The following is a 15459-nucleotide window of genomic DNA, read 5'->3' on the forward strand; positions in this document are numbered from 1 at the left end:
CATTACTCATACCCCACATTCCTTTAATTAGCAGTGACCCAACACTCTCACAACTAGAGATTAGAAATCTCGATTAAGAATTAATAATCTTTCCAAAATCCTCCGCCTGCGCCCGAGAAAGAAAACGTCCGAGATATTGTCCCGTATAGGATGAAGGAAAAGCGGCCACATCCTCAGGCGTCCCTGTGATAACAACTTCGCCTCCTTTATCGCCTCCTTCAGGTCCAAGGTCGATAAGCCAATCGGCAGTTTTTATTACATCGAGATTATGCTCAATAATTAGTACAGTATCTCCGGCGTCCACTAAACGATGCAGGACTTGGAGAAGCTTATCAATATCCGCCATGTGTAGTCCGGTAGTAGGTTCATCAAGAATATAGATGGTTTTTCCCGTACTGCGCCGGCTTAATTCTGTGGCTAGTTTAATGCGTTGAGCTTCTCCTCCGGATAAGGTTGTCGCCGGCTGTCCTAAATGAATGTACCCGAGTCCGACATCCTGAAGGGTTTGAAGTTTCCTGGAAATTTTAGGAACGGCCTGAAAGAACTCTACGGCTTCATCTACGGTCATATCCAGAACTTGAGAAATGCTTTTCCCTTTATAACGAACTTCAAGGGTTTCCCGGTTGTATCGCTTTCCTTCGCAAACTTCACAAGGAACATAAACGTCGGGGAGAAAATGCATCTCAATTTTAATAATTCCATCTCCGTGACACGCTTCACAGCGTCCGCCTTTAACGTTAAAACTAAACCGACCCGGTTTATAACCTCTCATCTTAGCTTCAGGAGTCAAGGAGAATAGCTCGCGTATCAGATCAAAAACACCTGTATACGTTGCCGGATTGGAACGGGGGGTTCGTCCGATAGGAGATTGGTCAATATCAATAATCTTATCCAGGTGCTCCAATCCTGCCAAACTATCGAAAGCACCAGGACGCTTCCGAGCTCCGTTTAGCTTTGCAGCCAGGCCTTTATAAATGATCTCATTGACCAGAGTACTCTTTCCCGACCCGGAAACCCCGGTAACACAAGTCAAAAGCCCTAAAGGGATCCGTACATTAATACTTTTGAGATTGTTTTCCCGAGCCCCGAGTACTTCCAACCATTTGCCATTAGTTTCTCTCCGCTTCTCCGGTACGGGGATTTGTTTTTCCCCGCTTAAATACTGACCCGTTACGGACTTCTTATTGGCCATAATTTGTTGAATTGTTCCCTCAGCGACTACATAACCGCCGTGGGCCCCCGCCCCCGGGCCAATGTCAATAATATGATCAGCTTCAAGCATTGTGTCTTCATCGTGTTCGACGACAATTAACGTATTTCCTAAATCCCTTAAGCGTTTTAGGGTGGAAAGCAGCCGGGCATTGTCCCGTTGATGAAGCCCGATACTTGGTTCATCCAAGACATAAAGTACGCCCATAAGGCTTGATCCAATTTGGGTGGCAAGGCGAATTCGCTGAGCTTCTCCTCCGGAGAGCGTACCTGCGGAACGAGCCATGGTAAGATAGTCTAATCCCACATTGATTAGAAAGCCTAATCTCTCTCTGATTTCCTTTAAGATTTGATGAGCGATAGTTTCTTCTTTCGGCGTTAATGTCAAGTGATTAATAAAGTCAATCGCCTCCGTAATGGAAAGCCGGGATAAATCATCAATGGAAATACCGCCCACCTTTACTGCCAGGGCTTCAGGTTTTAAGCGTTTTCCCTGACAGTCAGGACAAGGCCGTTCCGTCATATAACTTTCGATTTCGGTACGTACCATGTCAGAGGCGGATTCCCGATAACGACGTTCAAACAGTGGGACTAGCCCTTCGAAGTTTGAATGATAGGTTTTTAACTGATCAAAAATATTATGGTATTGAAAGCGAATAGGTGTTTCTGTGCCATAGAGCAGACCCTGCCATTGTTTTTCAGAGAGTTCCTGCAGTGAAGTATCCATCTTAAAGCCGAGATTCTGGGCCGCGGCCTCCATCATTTTGGGATAGTAGGTCGAGGTCGATTTGGCCCAGGGTGCTATGGCGCCTTCGGACAAGGACTTAGAACGGTCCGGGATAATCAAGTCAATATCTACAACCAAATTAGCACCTAAACCCGTACATGTGGGGCAGGCACCATAAGGGCTGTTAAACGAAAAAAGCCGGGGCGAAATTTCCTCCAGTGCTATACCACAGTCAGGACAGGCAAAATTTTCACTAAACAGCAGTTCGTCGCCCTCTGTGACATCGATAATAACATTTCCTTCGCCAAGCTTAAGTGCCGTCTCTAAAGAATCCGCCAAACGTTCAGCGCTCTCAGGTTTAAGAATTATTCTGTCAATCACGACTTCAATTGAATGTTTTTTGTTTTTCACTAATTTGATTTCTTCACTCAAATCATGAATTTCACCATCAACTCGGACTCGCACATATCCGGCTTTGCGGGCCTCCTCAAAAACTTTAAGATGTTCTCCTTTTTTCCCTTTGACCAAAGGAGCCAAAACTTGAAGTTTCGTACGCTCTGGCAGCTCCAAAATCTGATCTACCATTTGTTGAACAGTTTGTTGTGAAATTTCACGTCCGCATTTTGGACAGTGAGGGTGACCTATACGAGCATATAACAGACGCAAATAATCCGAAACTTCCGTTGCTGTTCCCACCGTTGAACGGGGATTTCGATTCGTTGTTTTCTGATCGATGGAAATTGCCGGCGAAAGTCCCTCGATAGAATCGACATCCGGCTTGTCCATTTGCCCTAAAAATTGCCGGGCGTAGGCAGAAAGTGATTCTACATATCTCCGCTGGCCTTCAGCATAGATCGTATCAAAAGCCAGCGATGATTTTCCGGAGCCAGACAAGCCGGTAATTACGACCAGTTTGTCCCGGGGAATATCAATATTAATATTCTTCAAATTATGAGCGCGTGCTCCACGCACACGCAAGTATTCTTGGCTCATGATTGCCTCCTAAATTGTATATACGGGACAAGAGATCCACTCCCTTGTCTAACTTGTTTTCTTTCTCTTTTTACTATTACTTTTAGCCCGGTTGTAACGACTTCCGCTTCCGCGCTGCTGGCTTGTCATCTTATACTTATTTTCTTCACCTTTTAATTCTATCATAGCATCACGAATTTCTGCCGCTCGTTCAAAATCCAGGTTTTGAGCAGCGAGACGCATTTCTTGCTCTAAGCTCGCAATAAGGGCAGCCAGCTCCTCGGGCGGAAGCTGCGATCCGTATGCTTGTTTGGTTTCGGCCACTTTTGTTGCTTCCGGCGCATCATGAACTATCTTGCGAATCGTTTGCGGGATAATTCCCATCTTCTCATTATAAGCCATTTGAATTGCCCGGCGTCGATTTGTCTCGTCGAGGGCAACTTGCATCGATTGAGTTATCTTATCTCCGTACATGATGACCTTTCCTTGAGCATTACGCGCAGCGCGGCCAATGGTCTGGATCAGTGAGCGATCCGATCTGAGGAAGCCTTCTTTGTCAGCGTCAAGAATGGCTACCAGGGAAACTTCAGGCAAATCCAGTCCTTCCCTCAGAAGATTGATCCCAACAACAACGTCAATCATGCCCAGGCGCAGCTCGCGCAGGATTTCCACACGTTCTAAAGTCTTAATATCAGAATGAAGGTATTTTACCTTTATTTCCAGGTTTTTTAAATAATCGGTCAAATCTTCAGCCATTTTTTTGGTCAGCGTGGTTATAAGGACTCTTTCGCTGCGAGAAATTCTCTCGCGAATTTCTCCCAATAAATCATCAATTTGACCTTTCGTCGGACGGACCACCACTTCCGGATCCAGGAGACCCGTTGGACGGATAATTTGTTCAACAACTGTCGGGCAATGAGCTAGTTCATAAGGACCCGGTGTAGCACTGACAAAAACTATTTGGTTAATTATCCTTTCGAACTCGGTAAAGGTCAAGGGGCGGTTATCTAAAGCAGACGGAAGCCTAAAGCCAAAATCTACAAGCGTAGTCTTCCGTGAACGGTCTCCTTCGTACATTCCTCTCACCTGGGGAATTGAAACATGAGATTCATCGACAAAAAGCAAGAAATCTTCTGGGAAATAGTGGAGCAAGGTATAAGGCGTCTCTCCCGGTTCTCGGAACGTTAAATGTCGGGAGTAATTTTCAATCCCGTTGCAAAAGCCCATTTCTCTGAGCATTTCCAAATCATACCGTGTCCTCTGTTCAAGACGTTGGGCCTCTAAGAGTTTATTTTGCGATTGCAATACCTGCAGACGTTCAGTTAATTCGAGTTCAATATTCTCTGCAGCCTTCATGACCTTTTCGTGGGCAGTTACATAGTGAGAATTAGGAAAAATTGCTACATGGTTTCTTTCGCCTAATATTTCCCCTGTTAAAACATTGATTTCGTAAATGTGTTCAATTTCATCACCGAACATCTCGACCCGAAGAACTTTTTCACTAGATGATGCCGGATAAACTTCTACAACATCACCGCGCACACGGAAAGTTCCCCGAGTAAAAGCGATGTCATTACGGTCATATTGAATTGAAATCAATTTGCGTAAAATATCATTGCGGTCAATAACTTGTCCCTGTCGCAAAGAAAGCACCAGATCACGATACTCCTCAGGTGAACCCAAACCATAAATGCAGGAAACGCTGGCAACTACCAGAACATCTCGCCGCTCGAAAAGCGCCGCCGTAGCAGAGTGCCGCAATTTTTCTATCTCGTCGTTAATTGAAGCATCCTTCTCAATAAAGGTATCGCTGGAGGGAACGTAAGCCTCCGGTTGATAATAATCGTAATAACTCACAAAATACTCTACGGCATTTTCCGGGAAATACTCTTTGAATTCACTGTAGAGCTGCGCCGCCAATGTTTTATTATGGGCCAGAACAAGGGTTGGCCTTTGTACTTTCGTGATAATGTTTGCCATGGTAAAGGTCTTACCCGAGCCGGTGACCCCAAGCAGGGTTTGAAAACGCCGTCCTTCCTTCACTCCGGCTGCCAAAGATTCGACGGCTTGAGGTTGATCCCCCGAAGATTGGTATGGAGCATGCAAACGAAATTCCATCCTTCGATCCCCTTTATTAAAGCAAGATAATTACAATAAGATAATTCTTATTTACGAAATATGCAAGTTAGTATTTAACTTAAGTGCAAAGCATATAATTATAATTTTTCTAAGTTTATTTTACCTCTAGAGAGATATGCATTCAACAAATCAGACCCTAGTTTACTTAAGCAGCCAAAAGATCCTTATTATTCTAAACCTTTGCGAAATCATTTAAATAAAAATGGTATGTTATTTGATACCTTTATTTTACTACATAGAGAACAACTTTGGAACTGGTGTTCCGGTAATATTTTGAGACAGCGCTTCATCTCATCTATAGAGGATGGGGGAGCTTCTCGCTGCACCATATAAAAGCTCCTCCTTTTAGTAAATAGTTTTTCGTTTTTAAACCGTCCACTAAAAGGGGAGCTAATCAGTATGTTCCCCGTGACTCTTTTATTTGTATATGTTTTATGTCAGCCTCCGCTGTCTCCACTGCCTCCACTGCCGACTTTTTCTTGAGGTGACTGATCTCCCTGGCCTTGTGATGAACTTTGTGAGGATTGAGCTTTTTGTTCTTGCTGCAACATTTCCGGGGGCACCGTTTTAACTTGTTCGTTGGTTGTTTTTTCCGTTCCTATGACTTTTCCCTGGCCATCTAAATACTCTCGCGTAGTTTCCGTCTTAACTGTTTCCGTAACTTTTTTAACCCCTGAAGGAACATTGCCTGAATTTTGGCCTTGATTTTCACTGCCGCCTGCCCCTTGCTGATCCCCTCCTTTGTTTTTACTGTCTCCTTGGGTTTTACTGTCTCCTTGGCTTTTGCTCTGAGGTTTAGCCTTTGCGGTCTGCTGTTTTTGATCTTGTTCAGCACTCTGCATCGTTTTAACATAACTCTTTTGAATAACAGCCAGATTTTCAGGAGTCACGGTTTTAACTTGAATTATCTTGGCAGGAATTTCTCCTTGCTCGCTGGTAATAGAATCACTGATATCAAGAGGCTCTTTGTTAATAATTTTTTGAGCCCACTGAAAGGCGTTTGCTCCTTGGAGATAGGGGTTGGTATCCACATCACTCACCTGACTTCCACTCGCCATCCGTTCCAGAGAAGGGATAGTTGCCTGCCCTCCAATCAGCAAAACCTTTTTAGCTAATTGTAATTGTTTCAAAGCATCGCTGGCGGCTTCCTCCAATTTTGCCGTATGAGCCAAAACAGCCTGAACCTTTCCGGAATTTTTTTGCAAATAATCAGTCAGGCTTTGCTTCACTGTTGATTCCGAGCCCGAAGGACTGGCAAACGTTTGCAGGGATATTTTGGGGTACTTGCTGAGCACCGATTTATTCCCGGCCAAAAGTTCTTGTGAACCTGTTTCACTGGGATCTCCCTGTAAAATGACGACTTGCCCCTCTGAGACTTTGCTTACCAGGGCTTGGGCCATAAGTTCACCCGTTTTTTCTTGATCCGGCGTTACTACTCCTGCGAGGTTAATGCCTGCCGGTACTTGACTGAGCGCTAGGACGGGAACTTTATTCGTCTGGGCATTTTTCAGAAGATTGGCGTTTCCTGCCTGATAGATCAAAACTTTAGCTCCTTTTAAGGCTGAATCATCTCCGGATCCGCTGGCACCAAGATATTTGACTTTAACCTCTTCTTTCTTTGCCAAATCATCAATGCCTTTAGTAATCAGCAATTTATTAGGATCATTATCATTTAACGAAACTGCTATAGTTGAAGTTTTCGACGTGCTGGCTGAAGAAGTTTTGTTTTTGTTGCCTAAAAGGGCTTGAAGACCACAGCCACTTGTGGTTAAACTAAGACATAAACAAAAACTCAAAAAACTAACTAGGGTTCGTTTTCTTTTTGCCATGGAAACGCTCCTTTCGAACTCCTAATTTTGTCTTGTCTTTAGTTTTCCCTTGTCCTTTAAAATAATGCAGTTTGTCCAACTGCTTGTTTAAGTGACATTCGACTATTTCTTAATTTGTATGACTTCTCAATAGCTTAAAGGAGTGCTGAAATTGCCTGTCAAATTGGAACATATTCTTAATCGTGTTAACGCTCTTCCTCCTCTGCCTACTGCAGCCGTACAAGTCGTGACATTAACAAAAAATCCTTCTACTACAGTAAAAGAACTGGAAGCTGTTATTGGACAAGATCCTGCTTTAGCTGCCGGGATACTGAAACAGGCTAACTCCGCCTACTATGGCTACGCTCGCCGCATTTCCTCTTTGCAAGAAGCAATCGTTATGTTAGGATTTCAGACAGTTCAAGGATTGGCCATGGCCTCTGCCGTAGCTCCAATGCTTAAAACCGGTCTTATTGGCTACGAAATTGAACAAGAAGGTCTCTGGAAACATTCCATGCTCACAGCTATGGCAGCAAAGCGCCTATGTCAATATTTAAAACTTCCCTTTACCGAAGTAGCCTTTACCACTGGTTTGCTTCATGACATTGGGAAATTAGTTATTTCCATTTATATACAAGAAGTCAGTGCTGTTTTGGTTAGGAAAGTCCAGGAATCCGCCCTTTCTTATGTTGAACTTGAAGAAAAAGTAATTGGCTATGACCATGCAACGGTCGGCGGATACTTAGCCATCAACTGGAATCTGCCGGATGACCTGGTGGAAGGGATCTCTTACCATCATTCTCCCTTAAAGGCCCAAAACCACATTGATCTAGCATCAATCATCCATATTGCTAATGGCTTGGCAAGCTTACTCGGTACCGGCGGCGGTGTAGACAGCTTCTTCAACCCCCTGCAGCAAGAAATTCTAGACCGCTTTAACCTCAAGGAAAAAGATCTAGAACGTCTTATTGCAGAAGTTGGCGAGTACCTCGTTGATCCCTCCATTTTTGGCTAGACATCAAACCCGCTTTAAATCACCCATTAATTTTAAGTCTCCCAAAATGTTATTGAGAATAGTTTCCCTGTAGCCATCGAGCCTTTCAAAATCTACGGTTTCGGTATAATAAGCTTTAAGCTGTGACCTGTGGGTCTGCCAAACTGCCAATGCTTCAATTAGTTTTTCACCAAATGGCCGTTCCAAACCCTGGTCAGCTAAGTTATCCGGATTCCCTTGCCAAATAGCCAAATGACGTTCCGGAAATACAATTCCTATGACTTCATCTGGGTTAAGAGGATGTAACACAATTTCGATCAATTGCCCAAGTTGTTGGGCTTCACTTAAAACCCAATCTAAGGCATCCAACGTTTCGTCTCCTTCAAGACGTATCTGATCGAAGTCCATGAGGAAATAAGGCGCAAGGTTAAGCCAGCCTTCTGCAGTCAAGCCATGCAAAAAATACGGATTAATACTACTCTTTTGCAGTAGTTTTACAGCATTCTCTGCCAGTGGCCAAGGACCGGTATTTTCCTTTTTCACCTTTAAATGAGCGGAATTGCTCAAAATCCAAGACATATCTTCACCTTTGTGCTTTCTTGCTGTGCTTCTCCCGATTAAAGAACTTAATTCAGCTGCCAATTCTTCTTCCACGTTCTGTTGAAGCAGCTGAAGCTGGGTTTCAAGCTTTAGAATATGTAACCGCTGCTTCTCAAGCTTTTGCTCATCGCAAAAATGATTGAAATCTATAAACGTCTCCACTACTCCCGGCGCACGCCAGCGCAGTGGCGAGATTTCCATCATATCCAGCATCACCAGTCCCATACGCGGCATAATAAAACCTGCCATGGAATCCGGGTCTCGAGCAGAACGCATAAAATCAATCTCGTATCCCCGATCCAATAATTCCAAGCCAATTACTTTAATTAGGGTCGATTTACCCGTTCCGAGCCCCCCTAACAGCACATAGACTCTTTGCCAATTAGGCATCATATTGGGCAGCAGGGAAATATACCCTCGTGTCGTTATTCCTTCACCAAAGTAATGTCTCACCCCTGTTTTATTTCCCATCCTCAACCAACCCCCGTTGTTTTTTATATCAGCGTAGTCTATGCAACTGGGCCTGCGGGGGTGAATTTATAGCTAGTGGATAAAAAACGAGGTTGCTGCAAAATGGTTTGCAGCAACCTCGTTTAGTTTAGTTTAGTTTTCTACAAGTGGGAATCGTTCCCGAGTTCACTTAAATTTCCCTTGCAACGTTTGAACTGCTTTTAAAAGCTGAGGATCAAAATTAGTATCCGTCGGTGAAAGAGTAGCCTGCTGGCCCTTGCCCAGTTCAACCTTCACATCGGGCTCAATTCCAATTTTATGGATAGAGATCTTTTTAGGAGTAAGATATTTCGCCGTCGTTAGTTTAACACTCGTCCCTGCATCAAGAGGGAAAATTGTTTGGACTATCCCTTTGCCAAAAGTCTTCACGCCTACTAAAGTTCCGGTTTCATCGTCTTTAATGGCACCGGAGACAATCTCCGCAGCTGAAGCACTCTCTTCATTGACAAGGACAACTAAGGGCATTCCTAGATATGTTCCGGCAGCCATTTTAGTATCTACGTTACCTTGTTTATCAACTATATACACTACAGGTCCCGATGGAACAAAATAACTTGCAACCTGAACTGCCGCATTAAGCTCGCCGCCATGATTATATCTTAAATCTAAGATTATGCCTTTATATTTTTTGATATTCATGGTGTTTAATGTATCTTTTAATTCATCGCCGGTATCTGAGGCAAACTGAGTAATATTAATATAAGCAATATTGGGATGCCCTGGCAATGTTTCCCCATCAACGGTGGGAACTGTAATATCTTCCCTCGTCAAGCTCACCGTATAATTTTTGTTTGTGCTCGCCCGATATAAGCCTAAGACGACCTTTGTTCCGGGGTCACCGCGCATCAAATTAACCGCTTTATCTTGATCCATCCCGGCTGTATCAGTGTTATTAATTTTGTTTACAACATCCCCAGGCTGAATTCCCGCTTTGCTCGCCGGCGAATTTTTGATCGGACGCAAAACTACAAGTTTTTTAGGATCCTTTAAACTTAGAACGATTCCCACGCCGCCAAATTTACCCTCAAGGACTTGAAACAATTCTTGGTTCTCCTGAGCATTCATATAGGTTGAGTAGGGATCCCCTAAAATGTCAACAATTCCCTTCGTAGCCCCCTCTACTAACTGAGCATTCGAAACATTCTCGAGATAATCGTTGTGAATAAGTTGGACAACGTGAACCAAACGTCCAATATTATCGACGTTGGCGATCACAATTCCGCCTACGGTGGCGGTTACCAGCACACAAACTATAAGTAAGACAACGCCAATAGGTTTTAATATTCTTTTCCAATTCCACTCCTGCACTCAAAGTCAAACCCTTTCCTCAAGTCTTGCTCTATTATATGCTTATCCCCCTGCAGAAATACTGCTTATCCCTTAGTGGGGGAAAAATTGCAGTGGATCCGTTGGGTTTCCACCAACTCTTACCTCAAAATGTAAATGCGGACCAGTGCTCCAGCCAGTGGAACCAACATAGCCAATCACTTGATTCGCTTCCACAGTTTGCCCTTCGGTAACATTCAATTTTGATTGGTGTCCATAAAGCGAAGAAATCCCGTGACCATGATCGATGATGACCATGTTGCCATAGGCAACATTCCAACCGGCCACGATAACGACCCCGCTTCCGGCAGCATGAATCTCGGTACCCATGGGAGCCATTATATCTGTCCCCGTATGTAAGCTTTGCTGATGGGTAATAGGATGAGTCCGCCAACCATAAGGGTCACTGATCTCATAATGCCCAGGCAAGGGCCAGGTGGAGATAGTGCCGTCTCCTTTGTTTTTTCCGGCTTGAGCCGCCTGGAGTTTTCGAATCTTATCATTAAGAGCATCAGCCTCTGTTTGCAGACGTTCTACTTCGTCATAAGAAGCTTGTACTGCTTTCTGATTTTCCTCCAAGGCTGTTCGCTGTTGTGCCTTTTTGCCATCTAGGTCCGCTTTGGCCTTTGCCGCCTGAACTTGCAGCTGAGCGGCTTGATCCCTCTTTTTTTGCAAGTCTTGCGTCTTCTGAGTAATTTTTTCTTTTTGATCCTTAATGTCTGTTAATAACTTGTGATCATTAGCTATCAATTTGTTAAAGTATTCCATCCTCGTTATAAAGTCACCCAAATTGGCAGATTGAAAGAGCAATTCAAAATAGCTAATTTGCCCATTCTCATAAATTCCCCGCGCTCGTTTCCCGAGGGCGGTTCTGCGATCGTCTAACTCCTGTTGTTTCTGTGCCAATTCTTTCTGTGCAATCTGGACTTGAGTTTGTGCCTGGGTAAAAGCAATCTGCTTTTGTGCTAGCAGCGACTGGGCGGCGGAAATTTGGGTATCCAACTGAACAAGCCGCACTTTCAATTTATCAGCAGTATAGGTCAATTGGTGTAATTTGTTCTGTGCTTGATTCTTTTGGCTGGAGATTGATTGCTGCTGCTCTACTGCGTCGTTAAGCTCGCTGGCCTGAGTGGGCACCCTTGAGGTTATAAGCAGCGCAAGACATAGTGTCACGATTAGGCTCACTTTTTTCTTGGACATACACTCCCCCCCTAGGACTCACAGATTCAAAAACGTGCTAAGGAATGCATTGTTACGCATTATCCTTAGCACATAACTCATTTTCGTTCAGGAATGCAGGAATTTCTGCAAAGAAACCCCGCTGCCAACAGCACCCATAGCCATACCGGCAAGTAAAAGCCCTCCTAATACTTGACGGAAGAGGACAACATTGCGCACAACCGGCAAAAAGGTAAGTGTTGACTGAATATACATTGTTATCCAATTGTAGCCCATTCCGACAACCAGAGCTGCGAGCCCCCCTCCCAGAAGGCCTAAGGTCAGGCCTTCAATCAGAAACGGCCAGCGTATAAATCCATTGCTTGCTCCAACTAATTTCATGATCTGAATCTCGCGGCGTTTGGAAAAGACATTCATTTTTACATTAATAGAAATAAGCACCACCGACGCAACACTGAAGGCACCAACGACACCAAAACCGATCCAGCGCAGCCATTTAGTAAATTGCAATAGCTTATCCACATACCCTTGTCCATAACGTACAGTATCAATTTCCGGTAAAGCCGATATGGCGGCGGCAAGGTTTTCAACATCTTGAGGATTGGTTGCTTTAATCGTTAACTTATCAGGAAAAGGATTAGTCCCCCCCAGATCTGTCACAAGATTACTTTGCGAACCTCCCATGTTTTTCCCAAAATCAGCCAAGGCTTGTTGCTTGGTTACAATAGTCACAGAAGCAACTCCCGTCATCCCTTGAATTTGACTCTGAAGAGTCTGAACTTGGACCGCGGTAGCATCGTCTTTGACAAAGGCTGCAATTTCAAGCTGAGATTCAAAGGATTGGGCCACATTGGAAGCGTTGGCTAAAAAGAAGATGGAAAAACCTAAGATAACGAGGGATACCATAACGGTCAGTACCGATGCAATACTTAGCCAAGGATTTCGTTTCATGGAGTGGCCGGTTTCGCGCAAAATATAGCGAGGAAAATTAAACGTCATAACCGTATCCTCCCATTTCCTCATCTCGTGCAACTCGACCATTTTCAATAGCAATTACTCGTTTTTGCATTTTATTAACAATAGCGCGAGCATGAGTAGCCATAACGATCGTTGTTCCTCGCTTGTTAATGTTAAAGAGTAAGTCCATAATCCCCCATGCCGTCTCAGGATCAAGATTCCCTGTCGGCTCATCTGCTATTAATAAAGCCGGGTTGTTAATTATAGCACGTGCCACACAAACACGCTGCTGTTCCCCGCCGGACAATTCATTAGGAAAGGCATTCTCCTTACCCGCAAGCCCAACGAGTTCCAACATATTGCTGGTACGAGCCCGAACCTCTTTCCTAGAGACACCAATTACCTCAAGGGCAAAGGCCACATTTTCCTGAACAGTTTTATTGGGCAATAATTTAAAATCTTGAAAGATTACCCCAATACTGCGCCGCAGGTAGGGAACTTCCCTTTCTTTCATCCGAACTAAGTTTTTTCCGTTGATTTGAACCTGTCCCCGAGTCGGAGTTTCATCGCGGTAGAACAATTTAATCAGAGTCGACTTTCCGGCTCCGCTTGGTCCCACCAAAAACACAAACTCCCCTTTGTCAATTTTCAGATTGACATCTACGAGGGCTCTGGCACCATTCGGATAAATCTTGGATACATTTCTTAACTGAATCATACAGTCCTCCTTGATTTTCGTGAGCCACGCCCTTTTTAGCATAACCCTTATTTATTCGACACCTCTCGCGATTTTCCTGTTCATAAATTCAGCCAATTTCTTTTTAGATCTAAAGATTTTGTTAAACCTCTTTGACGGCACCCTTGACAATACCGCTCATACCGTATATATTGTTCATACACAGTACGGGCGAACTGGAATTCAGGCAGCCTTATTTGGAAGGAAGTGATTGTCTGGCTATGAACATCATTATTTCTAATTCTTCTCCTGAGCCTATCTACCAACAAATTGTTAACCAATTCAAACGCCTCATTCTCAATGGAGAACTCTCCGAAGCCGAAGCGCTCCCTTCCATTCGCTCTCTGGCGAAGGAATTGCAAATTAGTGTCATTACTTCTAAGAGAGCCTATGAAGATCTGGAAAGAGATGGTTATATAGAAACCGTCCCCGGAAAAGGTTCTTTTGTATCAGCTCAGAATAAAGAACTATTGCGGGAAAAACGCTTACGTGTTGTTGAGGAAAAGGTTTCTGAAGCTATTACCGCGGCCAGAATCGCTGGTTTAAGCCAACAAGAACTTCTGGAAATGTTCACGTTACTTTATGAAGACAGCTAAAACCTTGCGTGCAAGATTGAATTCCCACAAATTTTTTTCTAAGGAGGAAGCGGTATGACTTCAACAGATGATATCCTTTCTGTGCAAAATTTGACAAAACACTTTAAAGATTTTACCTTGCAATCGGTCAGTTTTAATTTGCCACGGGGTTATGTCATGGGATTCATCGGTCCCAACGGCTCCGGGAAAACTACAACTCTTAAGTTAATTATGAATTTGCTGCGCAAAGACAGCGGAGAGATCAATATTTTCGGGCTGGATCATCAAGTCCACGCCCTAGAGATTAGAGAGCGAATTGGCTTTGTCTTCGATGAGAACCATTACTATGACGAACTAAGCCTGCGGGACATGAGTAGAATCGTTGCTTCTTTTTATAAGTACTGGGATCCTAAGGTATTTGCCCGGTATTTAAAGGACTTCGATCTCAATCCTAAGCAAAAAATTAAGCAACTGTCCAAAGGAATGAAAATGAAATTTTCCCTTGCCATTGCTCTCTCTCATCAAGCAGAACTCTTAATTATGGACGAACCAACGGCAGGCCTGGATCCGCTGGTTCGCTATGAACTGTTGGAAATCCTAACCGCTCTGCTCCAAGATGAGCGAAAATCGGTCTTCTTCTCAACCCACATTACCTCTGATCTCGATAGGATCGCCGATTTTGTTACCTTTCTTAACAATGGCCGAATTGTCTTAAGTTCGCCCAAGGATGACATTTTAGATAATTACGGAATTGTTAAAGGGGCACAAGAACTGCTAACCTCTGAAACAAAACATCTATTCGTTGGCCTAAAAATAAACAGTTATGGTTTCGAGGGACTAATCAAGGATAAAAGAAGCTTAGCTCAAAGCTTTAAAGAGCGCGTCGTTTTGGAAAAGCCGACCCTAGAAGATATCATGCTTTATACCGTAAAGGGGGAATCTGCATGTTGACCATCCTTAATCTGATTAAAAAAGATTTATTCATTTTAAAAAAGTCTTTATGGATTCCAATTTTTTATGGGTTTTTTGCTCTTATTGCTTTTGTTAACCTTAAAAGTGGAGTACTAAGCGCTGTTTTTGTCGGTGTAGCTTATAGTCTTATTACCCAAGCTTGTGCCCAGGACGAAAAAAACAAATCTGAAATTATGGTCATTTGTCTCCCCCTTTTACGAAGAGATATAGTCCTGGCTAAGTATTTCTCAGCTTTTCTCTACGGGATTATCGGCTTATTTTCTTATCTCCTGGCTCAGGTCGTCGTGTCGTTCTTAGGAATATCCCTTGAGGTCCAGAAAATCACGATTCCCGGACTTATAGGTGCTGCCAGTGCTCTCATTATCCTTGTTTCAATCTATTTTCCTCTTTACTTCAAATTCGGATACCTTCGTTCCCGAATGTTCGGTATGATTCTCTTCTTTGCTTGTTTCTTTTCTATCCCTTTTGCCGCCGGACTTCTTGCTCATTCCCCTGGAATTGATCATAGCCAGCTTCTGCAAACGGCTTCAGCGGCTTTGCTGAAGTTTGCCGTGTGGCTGAAATTCCAAACCGATTGGCAAATTGGCTGTTATCTGGCGGCGCTGAACATTATTATGTTTAGTCTATCTGCCGGACTATCGCTGAGATTTTATGCCCATAGGGAATTCTAAGTCACGGGTATCTGATGACTAGCCTGAGTCTAATCTCCTTTATGCGTATGCTGGCTGATGTGGACAAGTGAAAGAATGTATTAA

At 43.7% G+C, this 15459-nt stretch carries 12 protein-coding genes; 4 read left to right on the forward strand and 8 right to left on the reverse strand.

The annotated features are described in order from the left end of the window. Nucleotides 1-73: 73 nt before the first annotated feature. From uvrA to DEAC_RS04620, 3 genes are all read right to left on the reverse strand, one after another. Nucleotides 74-2929, reverse strand: a complete 2856-nt coding sequence (gene uvrA, locus DEAC_RS04610; protein ID WP_047808867.1) for an excinuclease ABC subunit UvrA — start codon at nt 2927-2929, stop codon at nt 74-76. Between the two features lie 48 nt (nt 2930-2977). Then, the gene (gene uvrB, locus DEAC_RS04615) at nt 2978-5026 is read right to left on the reverse strand and encodes an excinuclease ABC subunit UvrB (RefSeq protein ID WP_047808868.1); all 2049 of its coding nucleotides are present in this window, start codon (nt 5024-5026) and stop codon (nt 2978-2980) included. A 458-nt stretch (nt 5027-5484) separates the two neighbouring features. Next, nucleotides 5485-6876 (reverse strand): substrate-binding domain-containing protein, encoded by a 1392-nt coding sequence (locus tag DEAC_RS04620; RefSeq protein ID WP_047808869.1) that lies wholly within the window; start codon nt 6874-6876, stop codon nt 5485-5487. A gap of 151 nt (nt 6877-7027) precedes the next feature. Here DEAC_RS04620 and DEAC_RS04625 point away from each other — a divergent pair, with 151 nt between their 5' ends. Further along, on the forward strand, nt 7028-7870 hold the full coding sequence (locus DEAC_RS04625; RefSeq protein ID WP_047808870.1) for an HDOD domain-containing protein: 843 nt from the start codon (nt 7028-7030) through the stop codon (nt 7868-7870). A gap of 3 nt (nt 7871-7873) precedes the next feature. Here DEAC_RS04625 and DEAC_RS04630 read toward each other — a convergent pair whose 3' ends face one another. The 5 genes from DEAC_RS04630 to ftsE form a co-directional block, all read right to left on the reverse strand. Then, nucleotides 7874-8920, reverse strand: a complete 1047-nt coding sequence (locus DEAC_RS04630; RefSeq protein ID WP_047808871.1) for a hypothetical protein — start codon at nt 8918-8920, stop codon at nt 7874-7876. A 165-nt stretch (nt 8921-9085) separates the two neighbouring features. Beyond that, a complete protein-coding gene (locus DEAC_RS04635; protein WP_047808872.1) occupies nt 9086-10267 on the reverse strand; it encodes a S41 family peptidase in 1182 nt (393 codons plus the stop codon). A 72-nt stretch (nt 10268-10339) separates the two neighbouring features. Continuing rightward, nucleotides 10340-11485 carry a murein hydrolase activator EnvC family protein gene (locus DEAC_RS04640; RefSeq protein WP_047808873.1) on the reverse strand — a complete coding sequence of 382 codons (1146 nt, stop codon included), beginning with the start codon at nt 11483-11485 and terminating at the stop codon, nt 10340-10342. A gap of 87 nt (nt 11486-11572) precedes the next feature. Further along, nucleotides 11573-12463 (reverse strand): permease-like cell division protein FtsX, encoded by an 891-nt coding sequence (ftsX, locus tag DEAC_RS04645; protein WP_047808874.1) that lies wholly within the window; start codon nt 12461-12463, stop codon nt 11573-11575. After that, entirely contained in the window at nt 12453-13139 is a 687-nt protein-coding gene (ftsE, locus tag DEAC_RS04650) for a cell division ATP-binding protein FtsE (RefSeq protein WP_047808875.1), read from the reverse strand. The genes ftsX and ftsE overlap by 11 nt, the downstream gene beginning before the upstream one ends. 239 nt (nt 13140-13378) lie before the next feature. Between ftsE and DEAC_RS04655 the strand changes: the two genes are divergently transcribed. The 3 genes from DEAC_RS04655 to DEAC_RS04665 are packed head-to-tail and all read left to right on the forward strand — an operon-like array spanning nt 13379 to nt 15375. Next, nucleotides 13379-13753, forward strand: coding sequence for a GntR family transcriptional regulator (locus DEAC_RS04655; RefSeq protein WP_047808876.1), 375 nt, complete (start codon nt 13379-13381; stop codon nt 13751-13753). A gap of 54 nt (nt 13754-13807) precedes the next feature. Further along, nucleotides 13808-14683, forward strand: a complete 876-nt coding sequence (locus tag DEAC_RS04660) for an ABC transporter ATP-binding protein (protein WP_047808877.1) — start codon at nt 13808-13810, stop codon at nt 14681-14683. Further along, the gene (locus DEAC_RS04665; RefSeq protein ID WP_047808878.1) at nt 14677-15375 is read left to right on the forward strand and encodes an ABC-2 transporter permease; all 699 of its coding nucleotides are present in this window, start codon (nt 14677-14679) and stop codon (nt 15373-15375) included. Before DEAC_RS04660 ends, DEAC_RS04665 begins: the two co-directional genes overlap by 7 nt. The last annotated feature ends 84 nt before the right edge of the window (nt 15376-15459 follow it).

This window comes from Desulfosporosinus acididurans (assembly GCF_001029285.1).
Classification (GTDB): domain Bacteria; phylum Bacillota; class Desulfitobacteriia; order Desulfitobacteriales; family Desulfitobacteriaceae; genus Desulfosporosinus; species Desulfosporosinus acididurans.

Excerpts from the sequence above, each read along its gene's own strand:
- uvrA (WP_047808867.1), bottom strand. The coding sequence starts at position 2,929 with ATGAGCCAAGAATACTTGCGTGTGCGTGGAGCACGCGCTCATAATTTG.
- uvrB (WP_047808868.1), bottom strand. The coding sequence starts at position 5,026 with ATGGAATTTCGTTTGCATGCTCCATACCAATCTTCGGGGGATCAACCT.
- DEAC_RS04620 (WP_047808869.1), bottom strand. The coding sequence starts at position 6,876 with ATGGCAAAAAGAAAACGAACCCTAGTTAGTTTTTTGAGTTTTTGTTTA.
- DEAC_RS04630 (WP_047808871.1), bottom strand. The coding sequence starts at position 8,920 with ATGGGAAATAAAACAGGGGTGAGACATTACTTTGGTGAAGGAATAACG.
- DEAC_RS04640 (WP_047808873.1), bottom strand. The coding sequence starts at position 11,485 with ATGTCCAAGAAAAAAGTGAGCCTAATCGTGACACTATGTCTTGCGCTG.
- ftsX (WP_047808874.1), bottom strand. The coding sequence starts at position 12,463 with ATGACGTTTAATTTTCCTCGCTATATTTTGCGCGAAACCGGCCACTCC.
- ftsE (WP_047808875.1), bottom strand. The coding sequence starts at position 13,139 with ATGATTCAGTTAAGAAATGTATCCAAGATTTATCCGAATGGTGCCAGA.
- DEAC_RS04655 (WP_047808876.1), top strand. The coding sequence starts at position 13,379 with ATGAACATCATTATTTCTAATTCTTCTCCTGAGCCTATCTACCAACAA.
- DEAC_RS04660 (WP_047808877.1), top strand. The coding sequence starts at position 13,808 with ATGACTTCAACAGATGATATCCTTTCTGTGCAAAATTTGACAAAACAC.
- DEAC_RS04665 (WP_047808878.1), top strand. The coding sequence starts at position 14,677 with ATGTTGACCATCCTTAATCTGATTAAAAAAGATTTATTCATTTTAAAA.